This window comes from Labrys miyagiensis (assembly GCF_030160835.1).
In the GTDB taxonomy this organism is placed as follows: domain Bacteria; phylum Pseudomonadota; class Alphaproteobacteria; order Rhizobiales; family Labraceae; genus Labrys; species Labrys miyagiensis.
In genome coordinates this window covers 100,434-119,645 of sequence record NZ_BSPC01000004.1, presented here as the reverse complement: position 1 = coordinate 119,645, position 19,212 = coordinate 100,434, and the positions used below count along the sequence as shown (strand labels likewise).

Genomic DNA, 19,212 nt, shown 5'->3' with positions numbered 1-19,212 from the left:
TCGTCGCAACATCAGTTCTCGCCGCGAATGCAGGCCCATGCGTATCCTCCTGGCTGAAGACAATCGCGATCTGTCCGAATGGGTCAGCCGCCTGCTGCGCCAGAGCAATTATGTGGTGGATTGCGTGCATCGCGGCGACGAGGCCGACACGGCTCTGCAGTCGCAGGACTATGCGCTGCTCATCCTCGATCTCGGCCTGCCCGACCTCGACGGCATCGAGGTGCTCCGGCGCCTCAGGGCGCGGGGCGACGCCACGCCCGTGCTCATCCTCACCGCCAATGACGCCGTCTCCAGCCGCGTGCGCGGCCTCGACAGCGGCGCGGATGATTATCTCGTCAAGCCCTTCGAGGTGGAGGAGCTGGAGGCCCGCATCCGTGCCCAGCTGCGCCGCGGCCGGGGCCGCATCGAGCAGATCCTCGCCTATGGGGCGCTCGCCTTCGACAGCCAGTCGCGCAGCTTCGCCCTCAATGGCGAGAACCTGGCCTTCACCCCGCGCGAACATGCGGTGCTGGAGACGCTGATCCTCAATGCCGGCCGCCCGGTCCCGAAGGAGAGGTTGGTGGAGAACGTCTTCGGCTTCGACGACGAGGCCGGGCCGAGCGCGGTCGAGGTCTATGTCCACCGCGTGCGCAAGAAGCTCGAAGGCAGCGATGTCGGCATCATTACGCTGCGCGGGCTCGGCTACATGCTGCGGCGCGCCGATGTCGCGTAGCCTGCGCCGAGAACTGCTGGGCTGGCTGGTGCTGCCGCTCACGGCGGTGGTGAGTTACAATGTCTGGAACTCCTATTCGGATGCGCGCGAGACGGCCGACCTCCTCACCGACCGTACGTTGATCTCCTCCGCCCGCTCGATTGCCGAGAACATTCACGAGAGCGACGGCGTCATCCAGGCGCCGATCCCGCCCTCGGCACTGGAGATGTTCGCCACCGACGACCGCGACCACGTGATCTACCGCGTCAACGGCCCGCGCGGCGAGTTGGTCGCCGGCTATCCCGACACGCTGCCGCCGCCCGAAACACCGACCAATTTCCGGCACATCTATTTCAAGGGCAGCTATCGGGGCGAGGCGGTGCGCGCCGTCGCCCTCGCCCAGCCTGTGGTCTCCGCCACCGGCAAGAGCGGCGAGGCGCTGGTGATCGTCGGGCAGACCCTGCGCAGCCATGACAGGCTGGTGAACAACCTGTGGCTGAGGGCGTTGCGCGACGAGATGCTGCTGGTGGCGGTCGCCGGCATCCTGGCCCTGCTCGGGCTCAGGCGCGGCCTCACACCGCTCTTGCGCCTGCGCGACGAGGTGCGCCAGCGCGGCCCCGATACGCTGGAGCCGCTCGACACCACGGATGTCCAGACCGAGCTGAGACCGCTTGTAACAGCCCTCAACGAGGCGCTCGCACAGGTCCAGCGCCAGGTCGCGGCGCAGAGGCGCTTCGTCGCCAATGCCGCGCACCAGCTGCGCACGCCTCTTGCTTTGCTGAAGGCACAGGTCGGCGTCGGCCTCCGGGCGCCGGATGCACCCGCGGCACGGGAATCGCTCACGGCTGCCGGCGCCACGGTGGAGGGCATGACGCGCCTGTCCAACCAGCTCCTCAGCCTTGCCCGCGCCGAACAGGGCAGCGCCCTCCTCCATCGCGAGAAGGTCGATTTCAACGCCCTCTGCCGGGACGCTGTGGAGGATCTCGCCATCATGGCGGTCGAGCGCGGCATCGATCTCGGCTTCGACGGCGCCCCAGCCCCGCTCCAGGTCAACGGCCACCCAACCTTGTTGCGCGAGATGGCGACCAATCTGGTCGAGAATGCCCTGCGCTACACGCCGAAGGGCGGCACGGTGACGGCGCGGGTGCGGGCGGCGGGCGGCTCGACCGTGACGTTGCGCGTCGAGGACGATGGTCCGGGCATCCCGGCCGACGAACGCGAAAAGGTGTTCGAGCGCTTCTACCGCCGCCTCGGCACCGGCATCGAAGGCACCGGCCTCGGCCTTGCCGTGGTGAAGGAGATCGTATCTTCGCATGAGGGCGAGATCGAACTGGCCGACAACGCGCCACCGCCCGGCCTGCTGGTCAAGGTCACCCTGCCGGCGCTGGAGGCGTAGGGGGCGGGCCTTGGCGGCGTCAGCGAGACTCGGGAACGCGAAGGCAAGAAGCGCTGTCACCCCCGGCGGGCGCGCACGCGGGCGCTGAAGTCGCGCCTTCGGCCCCTGGATTGCGTCGCTTCGCTCGCAACGACGGCATCCATGCCGCGAATGAATCTCGAGGAATTGCCCTGCCCAGCGGTGTCGCGGGCAATCCCGCACTGCCAGGCCAGCCTTGCCCTCGTCTCAAAGACAAATGCCCGGGGAGAGAACCCGGGCATGAGTCTTTGCTGGAGATGGGATCTTCTGATCCTGCTCATGTTATTGCACGAAACCGGGGCCTCGCCTCAATGATCCGACAGGGGCTTGGGGCGCCACTTGGCGAGGCTGTTTTCGACACGGCCCATGATCCAGCCGGCCGCCAGCACCACCAGCATGATGATGATGATCGCCGCCGCCACGCCCGGCCCGTCGAAGGAACCTCGGGCGATGGCGATGAGCTGGCCGATGCCGTAGCGGGCGCCGACGAATTCGCCGACGATCGCGCCGGTGATGGCGAAGGAGTAGCTGACGTGAAGGCTGGCGAAGATCCAGCTCATGGCCGAAGGAATGATCACCGCCCGGGTCAGCTGCCAGGGCTTGGCGCCGAGGATCTGGGCATTGGCGATCAGCGAGCGGTCGGCCTCGCGTACGCCCTGGAAGGCGTTCTGGAACACCAGGAAGAACACCATCACGAAGGACAGGGCGATCTTGGAGGGCAGCCCCAGCCCGAACATGATGATGAAGACCGGAGCCAGCACCACGCGGGGAATGGAGTTGAACACCTTGATATAGACCGAGAAGATATCGGCCAGGAAGGCATTGCGGCCGAGCGCCACGCCCACCAGCACGCCGGCGATGGAGCCGAAGATGAAGCCGATGGTGGCTTCCTCCACCGTGACCCACAGATGGTACCAGAGCGGCGTGCCGTTGGCGCCCTCGGTGATCCACTCCCACAGGCGCACGACCACCGTGCTCGGCATGCCTAGGGCAAGGTCCGTCATCCAGCCGAGGCGGACGGAGATCTCCCACAGCGCTAGCAAAGCCACGAGGATCACCACCTGCCAGACGAGGACCATGGTGCGCCGGGCCTTTGCCGCCTTGGCGACGGCGGCCTCGATTTCCGCATCCGAGGTGCCAGGCCGGAAAGTCGGCGTCTTCGGGGACATGGCGACATCGCTCATTTGCTGTCTCCTCTCACGCGGCTTCGGCGGCGCGGCGGTTGGAGGTCTGGACCTCCTCGCGCAGGTCGTTCCAGATCATCTTGGAATAGTCGATGAACTTCTGATCGTAGCGGATGTCCTCGACGATGCGCGGACGCGGCAGGTCGACCGTGTAGACGGACTTCACCGTGGCCGGGCCGGCGGTGAGCACATAGATCTTGTCGGCAAGCGCGATCGCCTCGTCGAGATCATGGGTGACGAACACGACGGAGGCCTTGGATTCATCCCACAGGTTCAGCAGCACATTGTGCATGACCACGCGGGTCTGCACGTCGAGCGCCGAGAAGGGCTCGTCCATCAAGAGGATCTTGGGCTGGTTGATGAAGGTCTGCGCCAGGGCGACGCGCTTTCGCATGCCGCCCGAAAGCTGGTGCGGATAATGGTTCTCGAAACGCGGCAGGCCGACGCGCTTCAGCCAATCGCGCGCCTGGGCATAGGCTTGCGCCTTCGACACGCCGCGGAACATCGGGCCGGCGGCGACATTGTCGAGGACATTGCGCCAGGGGAAGACTGCATCGGCCTGGAAGACGAAGCCGACACTGGGGTCGATGCCGTTGACCGGCCCGCCCATCACCCGCACCTCGCCGGCGCTCGGCCGGGCAAGGCCGGTGACGAGGTTCAGCGTGGTCGACTTGCCGCAGCCCGTCGGCCCGACCACGGCTACGAACTCGCCGCGATTGACGGTCATCGAGAAGTCGTGGATCGCCGTGAGCGACTTGCCCGTGGGCGTCACGAAGCGGCGCGTGACATTGATGAGCTCGATGGCGGGCGAGGATGCTTGCGCCTGGGATTGGGTCATGGGTTCCTCCTGAAACGAGGTCGGAGCCGCGTCGGGGGGCGGGTCTTCAGACCCGCCTTTCCCTTTCGATGCATGGGCAGAGCTGGAGCAAGGCGGGTCTGAAGACCCGCCCCCCAATCTCACTTCACGTTCTTCACGAACTCGGTGGTGAAGGTTTTGGATAGATCGATCTGCTTGTCCTGCAGTTCCTTCTTGAAGGTTTGCAGCACGGCGAGCACGGTCTTGGGACCATCTTCCGGCATCACGCCATCGGCCGTGAACATGCCCTTGCCGGCATCGAGCCCCTTCACATAGCCATCCTTGTCGTCGCCGTAGAATTCCTTCGGCATCTTGTCGGTGATCTCGGCGGCGCTGTGGGTGTTGATGAATTTCAGCGTCTTCACGAAGGCATTGGCGAGCTTCTGCACGGTATCCTTGTGCGAATCCACCCAGGCCGTGGGCATGTAGAGCGAAGCGGCGGGATAGGTGCCGCCAAGGGCATCCTCGGCGCCCTTCACCGTGCGCATGTCGATCAGCACGCTGGCATCGCCCGACTTCACCATGCGCCCGATGGTCGGCTCGGTGGTCATGCCGGCCTGGATCTGGTCATGCTGCATGGCGGCGATGAACGTGGCGCCGGCGCCCACCGGCAGGGTAGTGAACTCGTTCGGCTTCACGCCGGCCTTCTGGGCGAGATAGAGCGTGAGGAAATTGGTGGAGGAGCCGAGCCCGGTGACGCCGACATCGGCGCCCTTGAAGTCGGCGGCCGACTTGATCTCGGGATGCTTGGCTGACACCAGGATGACTTCGCCCGGCGCCTGGCTGAACTGCACCACGCTCTCGACGAACTTGCCCTTGCCCTGCAGGTCGACGCAGTGATCGTAGAAGCCGACCACGCCCTGCACGGTACCGGCGAGCATCTCGGTCTCGGCATCGACGCCGGCGGTGTCGTTCAGGAGTTCGACGTCGAGGCCCTCGTCCTTGAAGTAGCCCAGGCCCTCCGCCAGCTTGGCGGGCAGGTAGATCTGCTTTTCGTAACCGCCGACGACGATGGTGATTTTGTCGTCCGCCCGCGCCACGGCGGCAGCGCCCAGGGTCAAGGTGGCAACAGTGCCTGCGAGCAGAAGGCCGCGCAGCAGGTTCGGTTTGGCGAACATTTTCTTCTCCAAATGGCGTTTCCAGATGCCCGGTCTTCTTCCATCGCGAGGGATGGCGGGAGGGCGCTTGCTACTCTGCCTAGCGCACCAAGCTTTCAGTCAGCTTTCAATGAAGGCGGGATGACGATTTTTCTGGAGTGGCTGCCGCCAGAGGCGATCGAGACATCGAAGCTGGCGTCACATACGTCATTGCGCACGCAGCGACGGTGTTTCCGTCGGACTATTGGATGAAAACCTGCGGTCTGCCCTGCGCGAAATCCTTGCCCCTGGCGGCATTGCTGCCTAAACAGCGGCAACATTTCAGAAAGTTTGCAGCAATGGCCGGCGACAAGAAGCAGAAATTGAAGGCAAGGCAGGCGCGTGGTTTCGTGGACCGCAGCGCCAGCGAGATCATGGCGACCCGCGCGATGGTCGCCACAATCCAGAGCGTGTACGAGCTCTATGGCTTCGAGCCGGGCGAGACCCCCTTCGTCGAATATTCCGATGCCCTCGGCAAGTTCCTGCCGGACCAGGACAGGCCGAACGAAGGCGTGTTCTCCTTCCAGGACGATGACGAGCAGTGGCTGTCGCTGCGCTACGACCTCACGGCGCCGCTCGCCCGCTATGTCGCCGAGAATTTCGACGCCCTGCCCAAGCCCTATCGCAGCTATCGCTCCGGCTTCGTCTTTCGCAACGAAAAGCCGGGCCCGGGGCGCTTCCGCCAGTTCATGCAGTTCGATGCCGACACGGTGGGCAGCCCCTCCGTCGCCGCCGACGCCGAGATCTGCATGATGGCGGCCGACACCATGGAGAAGCTCGGCATCGCGCGCGGCTCCTATCTGGTGCGCATCAACAACCGCAAGGTGCTCGATGGCATCATGGAGGCGATCGGCCTCAGTGGTGACGAGAACGCCGGCCGCCGCCTCACCGTGCTGCGCGCCATCGACAAGTTCGACCGCTTGGGCGCCGAGGGTGTGCGCGACCTGCTCAGTGGCGGGCGCAAGGACGAGTCGGGCGACTTCACCAAGGGCGCCGGCCTCGAGCCGGCCCAGGCCCAGACCATACTCGATTATGTCACCGGCCAGCGCGGCAGCAATGCCGAGACGCTGGAGCGCATCCGCCCCCTGGTGGCCAGTTCCGTCACGGGCAGCGCGGGGGTCGAGGAGCTGGCTCGCATCGCGGACCTCGTCGGCAAGTCGGGCTACGGCCCTGATCGCATCGTCATCGACACCTCGATCGTGCGCGGCCTCGAATATTATACGGGGCCGGTCTACGAGGTCGAACTCACCTTCGAGGTCAAGGACGAGCAGGGCCGCCCGGTCCGCTTCGGCTCGGTGGCCGGCGGCGGTCGCTATGACGGCCTCGTGGCGCGCTTCCGCGGCGAGCCCGTGCCGGCGGCAGGCTTTTCCATCGGCGTCTCGCGCTTGCTCGCCGCCCTCACCGCGCTTGGCCGTGTCGACAGCGCCGGCGAGAAGGGCCCTGTCGTCGTCTGCGTCATGGACCAGGCCCGCCTTGCCGACTACCAGGCCATGGCCAGCGAATTGCGCCAGGCTGGCATCCGGGCCGAGGTCTATCTCGGCGGCTCGGGCATGAAAGCGCAGCTCAAATATGCCGACCGCCGCAAGTCTCCGGTCGCCGTGATCCAGGGCTCGGACGAAGCGGAGAAGGGCGAGGTGCAGCTCAAGGACCTGGCGCTCGGCGCCGAGATGGCCAAGGCCATCGCCGACAACGCCGAATGGCGCGAGGCCCGCGTGGCACAGCGCGTCGTGCCGAGGAGCGAACTGGTGAAGACGGTGAAGGAGATGCTGGGGTAGGCGCGAAAAGTCTCCGCGCAGCGGCCCTGTCCGGAAAGGCGTGGGAAGCCTCCCCCACGAAGCTGGGGGAGGTGGCCGAACGAAGTGAGGTCGGAGGGGGTGTGGTCAGGATATAATGTCGGAACCGTGACCTAGCGACACTTCGTTTCCGGCGCCTTGTCCTGACCACACCCCCTCCGTCATTGCTTCGCAATTCCACCTCCCCCAGCTCCGTGGGGGAGGCTTCCCACACCCTACTTCCCCCCGGACAGCGTGTCGTGGAGAAGGCTCTCGGGTCTCGCATAAACCTCGTTTTGGCTTTCCAGTCGCGCAAGCCCCCTTGCCCTGCTAGAAGACCCCCGATTTCGATGATGGACCGCGCATATGCCCCACCCAGCCTATGAAGCCTTCGATGCGCTTGCCCAGCGCTCGGGCTATGCGCTGATCGATCCGCCCGTGCTGCAGCCGGCCGGGCTGTTCCTCGACCTGCTCGGCGAGGACATGCGCCGGCGCGCCTTCCTCACCACCGATGCCGAGGGCCGAGAATTCTGCCTGCGGCCGGATTTCACTATTCCCGTCTCGCTGCATTATCTCAAGGAAACCAAGCCCGGCAGCATCGGCGCCTATGCCTATCGCGGGCCGGTGTTCCGCTTCCGCGCCGATGGCCCGAGCGAGTTCCTGCAGGCCGGTTTCGAGAATTATGGCCGCACCGACAAGCCGGCGGCCGATGCCGAAATGATGGCCATCGCCATCGAGGCGGCCGCCGGGCTCGGCCTCGTCAAGCCCGATATCCGCATGGGCGACGCCGGCATCGTCACCGCCATGCTCGACGCGCTCGACCTGCCGCCGGTCTGGCGCCGACGCCTGGTGAGCGACCTGCGCCGCTCCAAGAACCTCGACGAGGACCTCGCGCGCCTCGGCAGCACCGCGCCCAAGAACGGCGCGGCCGCCTATGCCGGCTTCCTCGCCGCGCTGGAAGGCTCCGACCCCGGCTCGGCCCGCGCCGCCGTGGCCGACCTCCTCTCCATCGCCGGCATACAGCCGGTCGGCGGGCGCAGCGTCGACGAGATCGCCGACCGCTTCCTCGAACAAGCGGCGCTCTCTTCCGGTCTTGGCGTCGATGCCGACAAGGTGGCGATCACCCGCAAGATCTTCGCCGTGGCCGGCGATCCCGACACCGCCTCGGCCGAATTGCGCAGCATCGCCGGCGACGCCAGGCTCGATCTCAACGCCGCGCTCGATGCCTTCGACGAACGCACCGGCTTCTTCGCCGCGCGCGGCATCGATGTCGGCGCCATCAAGTTCGCCACCGGCTTCGGCCGGCGCCTCGACTACTACACCGGCTTCGTGTTCGAGCTGCGCGATCCTGGCCAGCCCGACGCCCAGGCGCGCGTCGGCGGCGGGCGCTACGACCAGCTGATGAGCCAGCTCGGCTCGATTGAAGCCGTCCCCGCGGTCGGCTGCTCGATTTGGCTCGACCGGTTCGGCGGAGACGCATGATGAACGCTCCCTCTTCGCCCCTCCAATCTCCGTTGCTTCTGGGCATTCCCTCCAAGGGCCGCCTGCAGGAAAACTGCACTGCCTTCTTCGAGCGCGCTGGCATCCGCTTCGTGCAGGAACGCGGCGCGCGCGACTATCGCGGCGCCGTGCCTGGTATGGACGATGTCGAGGTGCTCTTCCTCTCGGCCTCCGAGATCGCCGGCCAGCTTGCGTCCGGCGCCATCCATTTCGGCGTCACCGGCGAGGACCTGGTGCGCGAGAGCATCCCGCGTGCCGATGAGCGCGTCAGCCTGATCCAGCCGCTCGGCTTCGGCCAGGCCAATGTGGTGGTTGCTGTGCCGCAGGCCTGGATCGATGTGCGCACCATGGCCGACATCGAGGATGTCGCCGCCGGCTTTCGCCAGCGCCACGGCCGCCGCCTCAAGGTCGCGACCAAATATATCAACCTGACGCGGGCCTTCTTCTCGGCGCATGGCGTGGCCGATTATCTCATCGTCGAAAGCCTCGGCGCCACCGAGGGTGCGCCCGCCTCGGGCGCGGCCGATCTCATCGTCGACATCACCACCACGGGCGGCACGCTGACGGCCAATGCCCTGAAGGTGGTGGATGACGGGGTGATGCTGCGCAGCCAGGCCAATCTGGTCGCCTCGCTCGGCGCCGACTGGAACCCGCGCGCCCGCGTCGGCGCCGCCGCCATCCTCGGGCGTCTCGCCGCCAAGGCCAAGGGCAGCGCCCAGCGCGAGATCCGCTGCGTGCTGCGCGGCGCCAACCAGCAGCATCTGCAGGACGCCGCCCGCCAGTTCGGCGCCAGCGCCCCCTTCGGCCTGCCCGCTCCGGGCCAGCCCCTCACCTTCCACGTCCCCGCCGGCCAGGTTTTCGACTTCGCCGCCTGGCTGACCGAGCAGGGAGCGGCGGCGATCGCGGTGACCAATCTCGACTTCGTGTTCGAGCCGCAGAATGCACTGTACAGCGAGCTGGAGAAGAGGCTGGGATAGCGCCCTTGGGATCGCAAGCATCTCAGCCACAACCAAGAGAATGGTTGTGGCTGAGATGCTTGCGATCCCGGGCTGTCACGAGAATTATTCGGGTTATCACGCAAGACTCACGGCTCTATGGTAGCCGCCCCTCCCGTTTCATTTCAGAGATTGTCATGTCCGATAATGCAAAGCCCGTCTGGTTCATCACCGGCTGCTCGACCGGGTTCGGCCGCGAGCTCGCCCGTCATACGCTTTCGCTGGGCTATCCCACCGTGGTCACCGCCCGCAATCCGGCGCAGCTCGAAGAATTCACCATGGAGTATGGCGAGCTCGCCTTGGTGCTGAAGCTCGACGTCACCAGCCAGGACGACATCGACGCCGCGGTGAAGATCACGCTCGAGCGGCTCGGGCGCATCGACGTGCTCGTGAACAATGCCGGCATCGGCTATTTCGGCTCCTTCGAGGAAAGCGAGCTCGCCGAAGTCCACAAGATGTTCGACATCAATCTGTGGGGCCTCACCCATATGACACGCGCTGTGCTGCCGACCCTGCGCAAGCAGCGATCGGGCAGCATCGTCAACATCTCCTCGATCGGCGGCCTGCGAGCCTTTCCGTCGGTGAGCTTCTACAACGCCACGAAGTTCGCCGTCGAAGCGCTCTCCGAAGCGCTCTCCCAGGAACTTGCCCCGATGGGCATCAAGGTCCTGCTGGTCGAGCCCGGTCCCTTCCGCACCGACTGGGCCGGCCGCTCCGCCAACGAGGCGCCGCAGACGATTGCCGACTATCACGAGACTGCCGGCGCCCGCCTGGCGCAGATCCGTGGCAACAGCGGCAAGCAGGTCGGCGACCCCGTGCGCGCGGCCGTGGCGATCGTGAAGGCGGTCGAGGCCGAGAAGCCGCCACTGCGCCTGCTGCTCGGCAAGGTCGCCCTCGCCGGCGCCCGCATCAAGCTCGAACAGCTCGCCGCCGATTTCGACGCCTGGGCCGAGGTGACCGAAGGCGCGGATTATCCAGAATAGGGCGCGGCACGAGCCTCCCCCACGAAGCTGGGGGAGGTGTCGCGACGAAGTCGTGACGGAGGGGGTGTGGTCAGGATAAAGCACCGAAAACACAACTCATGGCACGCTGCTTCCTGCGCCCTTTTCTGACCACACCCCCTCCGTCATTGCTTCGCAATGCCACCTCCCCCACCTTCGTGGGGGAGGCTTTCGCGGTGCGTTGTTTCCCGAGCATTGCAAACTACCCTCTGCTGGTCCACACAGGGGCGAATCCTGTTGCCGGCTTGTCATGACCGATCGCCCCAAACTCGTCCTCGCCTCCGCCAGCCCCCGCCGCCATGCCCTGCTCGAACAGGCCGGCTGCGCGCCCGATGCCCTGCTGCCGACCGATATCGACGAGACGCCCAGGCGCGGCGAGGCGGCGCGCACGCTGGTGCAGCGCCTGGCCAAGGAGAAGATCGAGGCCGCTCTCGTCACGCTGAAGAGCCGGTCCGACCTCGCCGGGGCCTATATCGTCTCGGCAGACACGGTGGTCGCCTGCACCGGCCGCGTGCTGCCCAAGGCAGAAACCTTGGCGGATGCCGAAGCCTGCCTGCGTCTGCTCTCGGGCCGCAGCCATACCGTGATGACCGGCGTCGCCGTGGCCAATCCGCAGGGCACCATCCGCACCCGCCTGGTGGAGACGCGCCTGCGCTTCAAGCATCTGTCGCTCGACGAGATCAATGCCTATCTTGACTCCGGCGAGTGGCGGGGCAAGGCCGGCGGCTATGCCATTCAGGGGCTCGCCGGCGTTTTCGCCCTGCGCCTCGTCGGCTCCTACACCAATGTCGTCGGTCTGCCGCTGTATGAAACCGTGAGCCTGCTCGAAGGCGCCGGCTTCCCCGTCCGCGGCACCTGGAGGGAAAATCTGTGAGCGAACCGGTTCCCACCCCCCTGCTCAAGCGCAAATGCCCGATCTGCAGCAAACCCAGCGTCGAGGCGGTGAAGCCGTTCTGCTCCAAGCGCTGTGCCGATATCGACCTGTCACGCTGGCTGAAGGGTGTCTACGCCATTCCCGGCACGGAGAATGACGAGGCCGATCCGACCGACCAGGACGATCCCTTCAATGCAGAGCGTGACTTATGACCGAACCGCAGCGTTATACCATCGCCGGCCTCGAGGCCTTCCTCGAATCCGCCCTTCTGGCCGGCGGAGCTGACGTTCCCTCCGCCAATGCCGCGATCCGGGCGATGATGCATGCCTCCATTATCGGCGTGGACAGCCATGGCGTGCGGCTGCTGCCCTATTATCTCGGCGTGCTGGCGAGCGGGGAAGTGAACGGCCATCCCCAGATCGAGGTCTCCCATGGCGCAGGCTCCACCGCCGTGCTCGATGCCGACGGCGCTATCGGCCACTATGCCTGCTACCGCGCCATGGAAGTCGCCGTCGACATCGCCAGGGGCCAAGGTGTCGGCGCGGTGACGATCAAGCACATGTCGCATATGGGCGCTGCCGGCGCTTATGCGAAATGGGCCGCCGAGCAGGGCTTCATCGGCATGCTCGTCGCCAATTCGGACGCGGCCGTGCGCCTGTTCGACGGGCGCGACGCCTTCCACGGCACCAGCCCGATCGCCATCGGCGCGCCGGTGCCCGGCCAGCGCCCCTGGCTGATGGACATGGCGACCAGCGCCATCCCGCAGAACCGCGTGCTGCTCTACCGCTCGCTCGGGCTGACGCTGCCCCAGAATGTCGCGGTGGACGAGAAGGGCCTCCATACCACCGATCCGCACGCCGCCCGCACGCTCTCGCCGGTCGGCGGCGAACAGGGCTACAAGGGCGCGGCGCTGGCCGGCCTCGTCGAGATCCTCTCCTCGCCCCTGACCGGCATGTCCCTCTCCACCGAGCTGGTGCCGATGTATGGCAAGCCCTCCACCGGCGCCCCGCGCGACATGGGCGGCTTTGCGCTCGCCATCAACCCCGCCGCCTTCATCGGCACGGAAGTCTACGGCGCCATCATCACGCGCTACCTCGCCAATATCCGTGCCGCCGTCCCGGCGGAGGGCGCGACCGGCCAGCCGATGGCGCCGGGCGATCGCGAATGGAAGGTCGAGGATGAGCGCAGGGTGAAGGGCGTGCCCGTGGATCCCGACAGCGAGAAGGCTTTTGCCGAGCTGGCGGAGAAATATGGGCTGACGCTACCGGCGAAAGCCTGACCCATCCTGGCGAGGTAAATGCGGGATTGCGGCCGCGTGCCGCCCCGGATCAGCGCATTCTTTGCCCGCTCTCCGCGAACACCAAGGCCCTGACGGGATCGAAGCGGGCGGTGATCGGCTCGCCGGATTTCAGGCCGCGGCCATTGCTGGTCTGGATTGTCACCAGATCGCCGGCACCATGCCGGGCGAAGATGAAGGTCTCGCCGCCCAATTGTTCGAGGAGGTCGATGGTCAGCTCCAGGGCGGCGCTGCCACTCGCTTCGAAATGTTCGGGGCGGATGCCGACAACCACCGTTGCCCCTTCCTTGGCGCTGCCATCCGCCAAGGCGAGCGGAATCGTGGCATTGCCGAAATCCGGCAAGCTCGCCGCCCAGCCGCCATCCCCTGCCCGCGCCAGCACAGCCTTGAAGAAGTTCATCTTCGGCGAACCGATGAAACCGGCAACGAAGAGGTTCGCCGGATCGTCATAGAGATCGAGTGGGGCACCGACCTGTTCGACGGCGCCGCCGCGCAGCACCACGATCTTGTCAGCAAGGGTCATCGCCTCGACCTGGTCATGGGTGACATAGATGATCGTGGTCGCCAGCTTCTTGTGCAGCCGCGCGATCTCGATGCGCATATGCACGCGCAGTTCGGCGTCGAGGTTCGAGAGCGGCTCGTCGAACAGGAAGACCTTGGGATGACGCACGATGGCGCGGCCGATGGCCACGCGCTGGCGCTGGCCGCCCGACAGTTGCTTCGGCTTGCGGTCGAGCAGCGGTTCCAGGCCGAGGATGCGCGCGGCCTCGCCAACCTGTCGTGCCACGTCGGCCTTGGGCATGCCGGCAAACCGCAGGGCAAAGCCCATATTCTCCCGCACCGTCATATGCGGATAGAGCGCGTAGGACTGAAACACCATGGCGATGCCGCGCCGGGACGGGTCGACATCGTTGACCACCGTATCGCCGATCTTCAGCGTGCCGCTGGTGATGTCTTCGAGCCCGGCGATCATGCGCAGCAAGGTGGACTTGCCGCAGCCCGAAGGACCGACGAAGACGACGAACTCGCCGGACTTCACCTCGAGGTCGACCCCCTTGATGATCTCGATATTGCCGAACGACTTGCGGACATTGCCCAGCGTGAGGTCACTCATCGGCTCCCTCTCCTTCCGCTCAAGCGACACTGAGCTGCAGCGTGTAGGTGGCAAAGCGCGGCGACGAGATCTCGATGCTGATCGCGCCCGGCTCCCCCGTGCTCTCCACCCAGAAGCCGGTGGTGCCTCCCTGAAACGGCGCGATGGCCGGGCCGATCAGGCTGGCCGGTCCGTCCAGGCGGATCGTGGCGGCATCGTTGAGGAAAGGCAGCTTCGAGCCCGCCTGATCGAGGGCCCGTACGATCACCCTGGTGCTGTCACGCTCGCCGGCCCGCAGGGTCTGGCTGTCGGTGACGACCTCGAGCCGTTTCGGAACGGGATCAGCGACCATGTGGAGTTCGGCGACGGGTCTGCCGGCGACGAAGCCGGTGAAATGCGCGTCCTCCCAGCGCATGCCCCAGACCCCAAGCTCGTCCTTGGTGAAGTGGCGGTGGTCGATGACGACGGGCGCGTGGGGCAGATGCGGGAAGGTCTCTCGATCGGGGCCGATGCGCTTGGTCAGCGTTCCATAGCGCAGTTCCACCTCATCGCAATTGGTGAGGATGATCAGCGGCAGCACCCCGCCGATATTGCGCTCGCCCCTCGCCCAGAAGGTGACGGGCTTCAGCACCACTTCTTCGGCCGGCTCGCACTGGCTGGCATAGACGAAGGCGGCGAATTTCGGCTCACGGAACATGTCGAGCACGCCGTGATAACAGATGCGATCCCCCGATCCGAAATCCTTGTGGGTGTTGTAATCGGCCATGCACCAGCCGATGCAGCCGGAGATACCGGCATCGCCATAGGAGGCATTGAGCACTTCCAGGTGCCGGCGCACATGTTCGGCCTGGCGCTGCTCCTGGTCGTAGCTCTTGGTCGGATACATGTGGCCGCCATACTCAGTGATGAGATAGGGCACCGCGCGATCCAGCCCCGTGCATTCCTGCTGCGGGCGCAAGGCCGTGCGCGGGCGGTTCGTCCCCGGCAGTTCCTCATTGCCGAGAACGAAATCGTTCATGGTGTAGACGTCCTCGAGGAATTCGCTCTCGGTGATGTAGCGCACGCCGCCGGTGGGACGGGTCGGGTCGAGTTCCCGCGCGAGGCGGTTGGTTTCGGCATAGAAATCATGGGAATCCTGGGACTCGTTGATGCGCACGCCCCAGATCACGATCGAGGGATGGTTCCAGTCACGCTGGATCATGCGTCGCACATTCTCGATGGCCTCCTTCTGCCAGGCCACGTCGCCGATATGCTGCCAGCCGGGAATCTCCTCGAAGACCAGCAGGCCGATGCGGTCGCAATGATCGAGGAAATATTTCGATTGTGGATAGTGCGAGGTGCGCACGAGATTGCATTTGAGCACCCGCTTCACGATTTCCGCGTCCCGCTCCTGGGCCGAGCGGCCCATCGCATAGCCGGCATAGGGATAGGCCTGGTGCCGGTTGAGGCCCCGGATCTTCAGCTTGCGGCCGTTGAGCAGGAACCCCTCGGTGGTGAAGGCGGCCGTGCGGAAGCCGAAGCTGGAGGAGAGGCTGTCCTTGCCTGCATCGGTGCGGAGCTCCACGTCCATGTCGTAGAGAACGGGATCGTCGATATCCCAGAGGGCCAATCCCTCAAGGGCCTCGAACGAAAGCAGCCCGCCCTCGGCGATGGCGGCGGTGCTGACCTCGGCGATCGCATGGCCTTCCACCGTGCGCAGGCGGGCCGTGAGGGTTCCCTCGATAGGCAGGCCCTGCGGATTGGCGAGATCGCAGCGCACCGTCACCGATTTGCGCTCGGCCAGTACATGGCCCGTTTCGATCTTGAGATTGGCGATCGAGACGGGGGCGGTCACCTTCAGCCAGACGTCCCGGTAGATGCCGGCATAGGTGAGGTAGTCGATCCGCCCGCCGAAAGGCGGTATCGCCGGGTTCTCGCGGCCGTCGATCTTCACGGTGATGAGATTGTCGCCTTGCCGCAGGCGCCCGGTCAGCCGAGCTTCGAAGGGCGTATAGCCGTCCTTGTGCGCGGCAATCTCCTCGCCATTGAGGAAGACCACCGCATCGGCCATGGCCGCGTCGAACACCAGCGATATCTCGCGGCCGGCGAAGTCGGAGCGCCAGGGCAGATGCTTCTGGTAGCTGAAGGCGCACTGATAGGCGGTCTCGTCGAAATAGTTGAACGGCAGCTGCACCGCGGTGTGGGGCAGCTCGACCGCAAGCCCGCCCGCGGCGAGCCGCTCCGGCGCGACGGCGCCCTCATGGAAATGCCAGCCTTGATTGAAATTTTCGACAATACGCATGTTCATTCCTATTTGACCGAACCCAGCATGCCCTGGACGAACTGGCGCTGCATGAGGAAGAAGACGATAAGCGTCGGCAGGGTGGCGAGCACCGCGCCGACCATCACCACGCCGAAATCGGGGTAGTAGGCCGAGGCCAGCGACGAGATCACCAGCGTGATCGTCTTGGTCTCGTTGGACTGCAGCACGATCAGCGGCCACAGATAGCTGTTCCAGGCCGCCATGAAGACGATGATGAAGGCAGCCGCATAGGTCGAGCGCATCACCGGCAAGAAGATGTAGAGAAAGATCTGCCATTCCTTCAGGCCATCGACCTTGGCGGCATCCCGTAGCTCGGAGGGGAAGGCCTTGGTGCTCTGGCGGAAATAGAAGATGATGAAGGCCGAGCCGATGGTCGGCAGCAGCACCGCAATATGGGTGTTGATCAGGCCGGCTCGGCCCATCATCACGAAGAGCGGGATCATCAGGGCCGCGAACGGCACCATCAGCGTCAGGAGAATGGCGCTGTAGATCCGCTCGCGCAGCCTGGAGCGGAACATCTCGAAGCCGTAGCCGGCCAGCGAGGAGACCGCCAGGGTGAACACGGTGCTGAGCAGCGCGATCTTGGCCGAGTTCCAGAAGATCAGCGGCGCATCGACCTGCGAGAAGAACTTCTGCACATTGTCGGCGAACGCTCCCCCGAACGACAGGCGGCCCTTGATGATGTCGCCGGACGTGTTGGTGGTACCGATCAGCATCCACAGGAAGGGGAAGATCGACAGGAAGGCCATGCCTCCCACGAAGCCATACATCAGCACCGGCCCAAGAATGGCCCTGAGACGATCGCCGCTCATTGCTCTCTCTCCCTTGCCGCGTAGAACTGCAGGAAGGCGAGCAGCGCCACGAGGATCACGATCACATAGGACACGGTGGCCGCGTAGCCGAGATTGGGGATGAACTTGAAGGTCAGGTTGTAGATGTAGAGCGAGAGGGTCAGCGTCGCGTCGGAGGGGCCGCCGAGCGTGATGTTCGCCACCTCGTCGAAGAGCTGCAGCGTGCCGATGGTGGAGATCACGGCGGTGAACAGAATCACCGGCTTCAGCATCGGAATGGTGATGCGAAAGAACTGCCCGCTGGCGCTGATGCCGTCTATGCGTGCCGCCTCGTAGATCGAGCGATCGATATTCTGCATGGCGGACAGGTAGAAGATCATGTTGTAGCCGGTCCACCGCCAGGTGATGGCGATGATGATCATGACCTTCGCCCAGAAGGGGTCGGTCATCCAGGGAACGGGCGACGCGATCAGGCCTATCCCTTGCAGCGTGGCGTTGACGATGCCGTCGCTTGCGAACATGCCCTTGAACAGGGCCGAATAGGTCACCAGCGACGACACGCAAGGCAGGAAGATGGCGATGCGGAAGAAATCGCGGCCGACCAACCGGGGACTGTTGAGGACGGCCGCCAGGATCAGCGCCAGCAGCAGCATGATCGGCACCTGCACCACGAAGAAGGTGATCGTCGTGGTCAGGGCCTTGAGAAAGACAGGATCGTTGAACAGGCGGACGATGTTGCCGAAGCCGACGAAGCGGATCATGGTCCCGCGGCCGGACTGGAAGGACATCCAGAGCGACCACAGGATTGGATAGACCATGAACAGGCCGATCAGCCCGAGTGCCGGCCCGATGAACAGCCAGCCATTGACATCATAATAGCGGCGCACACCGCCGGGACGCACAAGAGCCATCGGCATTTCCTGAAGCCTGACCGTCGCGGGCGGACGGCATGGTTGATGCCGCCCGACGCTTGAGGGCGTGTCCCCGCCTATTGGATCTGTGTCTTCAGCTGCGCTTCGATCGCCTTCAGGGCATCGTCGACCGAGCCGCCCTTGGCCAGGGATGGGATCTGAGCGATCACGGCCGCATCGGCTTCATTGGTATAAGTGCCGTAGCTGACGGGCGGAATCTTGGCGAGCCAATCGGCGAAGCTTTCCCAGACCTTTGCGCCGCCGAAGAAGGCATCGGCCTGGCCATAGGCCGGCCCTTGACGCGCCACCAGAAGCGAACCGACCGCACCGCGGTCCTGCAGGATCTTCTGGTAAAAGTCGACATCCTTGCCATAGGTCTCGTTCAGGAAATCGATCGCGTCATCCTTCTGCGGCGAGCTGGCCAGCACATACCAGCTCGAGCCGCCGAGATTGGACTGATGGGTGGCGCCATCGATGCTCAGGGCAGGGATGGGAGCAACCCCCCATTTGCCGGATTGATCGGCCTGCGCCTTTACGGTACCGGTGATCCAGACCCCGGTCACCACGGCGGCCACGTCGCCGGAGGTGAAAGTGCTCACCCAATTGGCCCAGCCGGCGGCAGGCTTGTAGATGCCGGCGTTCATCATCTTGCCGAGCGTTTCAAGCGAGGCCTTCAGCGCCGGATTGCCGGTGATGGTGGGATTGCCATCCTTGTCGAAATACCAGCCACCGGCCGATTGCATCATGATGCGCACGATACCGGCGTCATTGGGATCGATGCCGATCATCTTCTTGCTGGTCTTCGCTTCCACCTGCTTGCCGATCTCGATGAAGCGATCCCAGGTGATGTTCTGCATGTCCTCGGGCTTGAAGCCCGCCGCCTCGAGATAGTCCTTGCGGAAATACATGCCGGTGACGCCGGAATCGAAGGGCATGCCATAGACCTTGTCCCCGACGGTCATCACCTTGACCTTGTAGGGCGCGAAGCCGGAATAGTCGACCTTGCCGGACATCGGCGCGAAGGCGTCAGGGAAGGACTGCAGATATTTCTGGGCGCCGTAATCCTCGATCAGGACAATATCCGGCAGGCCGGCGCCGGTACCGGCGGAGAGGCCCGTCTGCAGCTTCTGCTCGACATCCGCCTTGGCGAAGTCGACCACATTGACATGCACGTCGGGATGGGCCTTGGCATAGCGCTCGCCCGCTTCCTTCATGATCGCGACGTTGAAATTGGGATCCCAGCACCAGACGGTGATGTCCTTCGCCTCGGCGGCGGCGACCGCCAGCAGGCTCGCGCCGGCCAGTGCCACGCCGGCGAGTTGGGGGCGCAGCGCACGCAGAAAATGCCTCATCGTTTCCTCCCGGAGGTCCGCTTGAGGAACGGGTTTCTCCCGT

At 65.2% G+C, this 19,212-nt stretch carries 17 protein-coding genes; 9 read left to right on the top strand and 8 right to left on the bottom strand.

The features are described 5' to 3' along the window. Positions 1-37: 37 nt before the first annotated feature. Together QQL24_RS00745 and QQL24_RS00740 are read left to right on the top strand one after the other, a co-directional pair. The gene (locus QQL24_RS00745; RefSeq protein ID WP_284309965.1) at positions 38-712 is read left to right on the top strand and encodes a response regulator; all 675 of its coding nucleotides are present in this window, start codon (positions 38-40) and stop codon (positions 710-712) included. Then, entirely contained in the window at positions 702-2,087 is a 1,386-nt protein-coding gene (locus tag QQL24_RS00740) for a sensor histidine kinase (RefSeq protein ID WP_284309963.1), read from the top strand. The genes QQL24_RS00745 and QQL24_RS00740 overlap by 11 nt, the downstream gene beginning before the upstream one ends. A 326-nt stretch (positions 2,088-2,413) precedes the next feature. On the opposite strand, the gene QQL24_RS00735 is transcribed toward QQL24_RS00740, so the two are convergent. From QQL24_RS00735 to QQL24_RS00725, 3 genes are all read right to left on the bottom strand, one after another. Further along, a complete protein-coding gene (locus QQL24_RS00735; RefSeq protein ID WP_284309962.1) occupies positions 2,414-3,289 on the bottom strand; it encodes an ABC transporter permease in 876 nt (291 codons plus the stop codon). Positions 3,290-3,302: 13 nt separating this feature from the next. Beyond that, positions 3,303-4,127: an ABC transporter ATP-binding protein gene (locus tag QQL24_RS00730; RefSeq protein WP_284309961.1), complete on the bottom strand. Its 825-nt coding sequence runs from the start codon at positions 4,125-4,127 to the stop codon at positions 3,303-3,305. 119 nt (positions 4,128-4,246) lie between these two features. Further along, a complete protein-coding gene (locus QQL24_RS00725; protein WP_284309960.1) occupies positions 4,247-5,263 on the bottom strand; it encodes an ABC transporter substrate-binding protein in 1,017 nt (338 codons plus the stop codon). A gap of 317 nt (positions 5,264-5,580) precedes the next feature. On the opposite strand from QQL24_RS00725, the gene hisS reads away from it, so the two are divergent. From hisS to QQL24_RS00690, 7 genes are all read left to right on the top strand, one after another. Beyond that, the gene (hisS, locus tag QQL24_RS00720) at positions 5,581-7,056 is read left to right on the top strand and encodes a histidine--tRNA ligase (protein ID WP_284309959.1); all 1,476 of its coding nucleotides are present in this window, start codon (positions 5,581-5,583) and stop codon (positions 7,054-7,056) included. A gap of 363 nt (positions 7,057-7,419) precedes the next feature. Beyond that, complete coding sequence (locus QQL24_RS00715) at positions 7,420-8,535, top strand: ATP phosphoribosyltransferase regulatory subunit (protein ID WP_284309958.1); 1,116 nt, start codon at positions 7,420-7,422, stop codon at positions 8,533-8,535. Continuing rightward, positions 8,535-9,530, top strand: a complete 996-nt coding sequence (gene hisG, locus QQL24_RS00710; RefSeq protein WP_284309957.1) for an ATP phosphoribosyltransferase — start codon at positions 8,535-8,537, stop codon at positions 9,528-9,530. Before QQL24_RS00715 ends, hisG begins: the two co-directional genes overlap by 1 nt. Positions 9,531-9,685: 155 nt before the next feature. After that, positions 9,686-10,531: an oxidoreductase gene (locus QQL24_RS00705; protein WP_284309956.1), complete on the top strand. Its 846-nt coding sequence runs from the start codon at positions 9,686-9,688 to the stop codon at positions 10,529-10,531. Between the two features lie 268 nt (positions 10,532-10,799). After that, positions 10,800-11,423, top strand: coding sequence for a Maf family nucleotide pyrophosphatase (locus tag QQL24_RS00700; protein ID WP_284309955.1), 624 nt, complete (start codon positions 10,800-10,802; stop codon positions 11,421-11,423). Beyond that, on the top strand, positions 11,420-11,635 hold the full coding sequence (yacG, locus tag QQL24_RS00695; RefSeq protein WP_284309954.1) for a DNA gyrase inhibitor YacG: 216 nt from the start codon (positions 11,420-11,422) through the stop codon (positions 11,633-11,635). The genes QQL24_RS00700 and yacG overlap by 4 nt, the downstream gene beginning before the upstream one ends. Beyond that, complete coding sequence (locus QQL24_RS00690; protein ID WP_284309953.1) at positions 11,632-12,702, top strand: Ldh family oxidoreductase; 1,071 nt, start codon at positions 11,632-11,634, stop codon at positions 12,700-12,702. Before yacG ends, QQL24_RS00690 begins: the two co-directional genes overlap by 4 nt. 49 nt (positions 12,703-12,751) lie before the next feature. On the opposite strand, the gene QQL24_RS00685 is transcribed toward QQL24_RS00690, so the two are convergent. The 5 genes from QQL24_RS00685 to QQL24_RS00665 form a co-directional block, all read right to left on the bottom strand. After that, entirely contained in the window at positions 12,752-13,834 is a 1,083-nt protein-coding gene (locus QQL24_RS00685) for an ABC transporter ATP-binding protein (RefSeq protein ID WP_284309952.1), read from the bottom strand. Between the two features lie 19 nt (positions 13,835-13,853). Beyond that, entirely contained in the window at positions 13,854-16,094 is a 2,241-nt protein-coding gene (locus QQL24_RS00680; protein WP_284309951.1) for a glycoside hydrolase family 2 protein, read from the bottom strand. Between the two features lie 8 nt (positions 16,095-16,102). Further along, positions 16,103-16,927, bottom strand: a complete 825-nt coding sequence (locus tag QQL24_RS00675) for a carbohydrate ABC transporter permease (RefSeq protein WP_284309950.1) — start codon at positions 16,925-16,927, stop codon at positions 16,103-16,105. After that, entirely contained in the window at positions 16,924-17,817 is an 894-nt protein-coding gene (locus QQL24_RS00670) for a carbohydrate ABC transporter permease (protein WP_284309949.1), read from the bottom strand. Before QQL24_RS00670 ends, QQL24_RS00675 begins: the two co-directional genes overlap by 4 nt. A gap of 77 nt (positions 17,818-17,894) precedes the next feature. Then, entirely contained in the window at positions 17,895-19,169 is a 1,275-nt protein-coding gene (locus QQL24_RS00665; protein ID WP_284309948.1) for an ABC transporter substrate-binding protein, read from the bottom strand. Positions 19,170-19,212 lie beyond the last annotated feature (43 nt).

Excerpts from the sequence above, each read along its gene's own strand:
- QQL24_RS00705 (WP_284309956.1), top strand. The coding sequence starts at position 9,686 with ATGTCCGATAATGCAAAGCCCGTCTGGTTCATCACCGGCTGCTCGACC.
- QQL24_RS00670 (WP_284309949.1), bottom strand. The coding sequence starts at position 17,817 with ATGGCTCTTGTGCGTCCCGGCGGTGTGCGCCGCTATTATGATGTCAAT.
- QQL24_RS00725 (WP_284309960.1), bottom strand. The coding sequence starts at position 5,263 with ATGTTCGCCAAACCGAACCTGCTGCGCGGCCTTCTGCTCGCAGGCACT.
- QQL24_RS00745 (WP_284309965.1), top strand. The coding sequence starts at position 38 with ATGCGTATCCTCCTGGCTGAAGACAATCGCGATCTGTCCGAATGGGTC.
- QQL24_RS00685 (WP_284309952.1), bottom strand. The coding sequence starts at position 13,834 with ATGAGTGACCTCACGCTGGGCAATGTCCGCAAGTCGTTCGGCAATATC.
- QQL24_RS00675 (WP_284309950.1), bottom strand. The coding sequence starts at position 16,927 with ATGAGCGGCGATCGTCTCAGGGCCATTCTTGGGCCGGTGCTGATGTAT.
- QQL24_RS00735 (WP_284309962.1), bottom strand. The coding sequence starts at position 3,289 with ATGAGCGATGTCGCCATGTCCCCGAAGACGCCGACTTTCCGGCCTGGC.
- QQL24_RS00680 (WP_284309951.1), bottom strand. The coding sequence starts at position 16,094 with ATGCGTATTGTCGAAAATTTCAATCAAGGCTGGCATTTCCATGAGGGC.
- QQL24_RS00665 (WP_284309948.1), bottom strand. The coding sequence starts at position 19,169 with ATGAGGCATTTTCTGCGTGCGCTGCGCCCCCAACTCGCCGGCGTGGCA.
- hisS (WP_284309959.1), top strand. The coding sequence starts at position 5,581 with ATGGCCGGCGACAAGAAGCAGAAATTGAAGGCAAGGCAGGCGCGTGGT.
- QQL24_RS00730 (WP_284309961.1), bottom strand. The coding sequence starts at position 4,127 with ATGACCCAATCCCAGGCGCAAGCATCCTCGCCCGCCATCGAGCTCATC.
- QQL24_RS00740 (WP_284309963.1), top strand. The coding sequence starts at position 702 with ATGTCGCGTAGCCTGCGCCGAGAACTGCTGGGCTGGCTGGTGCTGCCG.
- QQL24_RS00715 (WP_284309958.1), top strand. The coding sequence starts at position 7,420 with ATGCCCCACCCAGCCTATGAAGCCTTCGATGCGCTTGCCCAGCGCTCG.
- hisG (WP_284309957.1), top strand. The coding sequence starts at position 8,535 with ATGAACGCTCCCTCTTCGCCCCTCCAATCTCCGTTGCTTCTGGGCATT.
- QQL24_RS00690 (WP_284309953.1), top strand. The coding sequence starts at position 11,632 with ATGACCGAACCGCAGCGTTATACCATCGCCGGCCTCGAGGCCTTCCTC.
- QQL24_RS00700 (WP_284309955.1), top strand. The coding sequence starts at position 10,800 with ATGACCGATCGCCCCAAACTCGTCCTCGCCTCCGCCAGCCCCCGCCGC.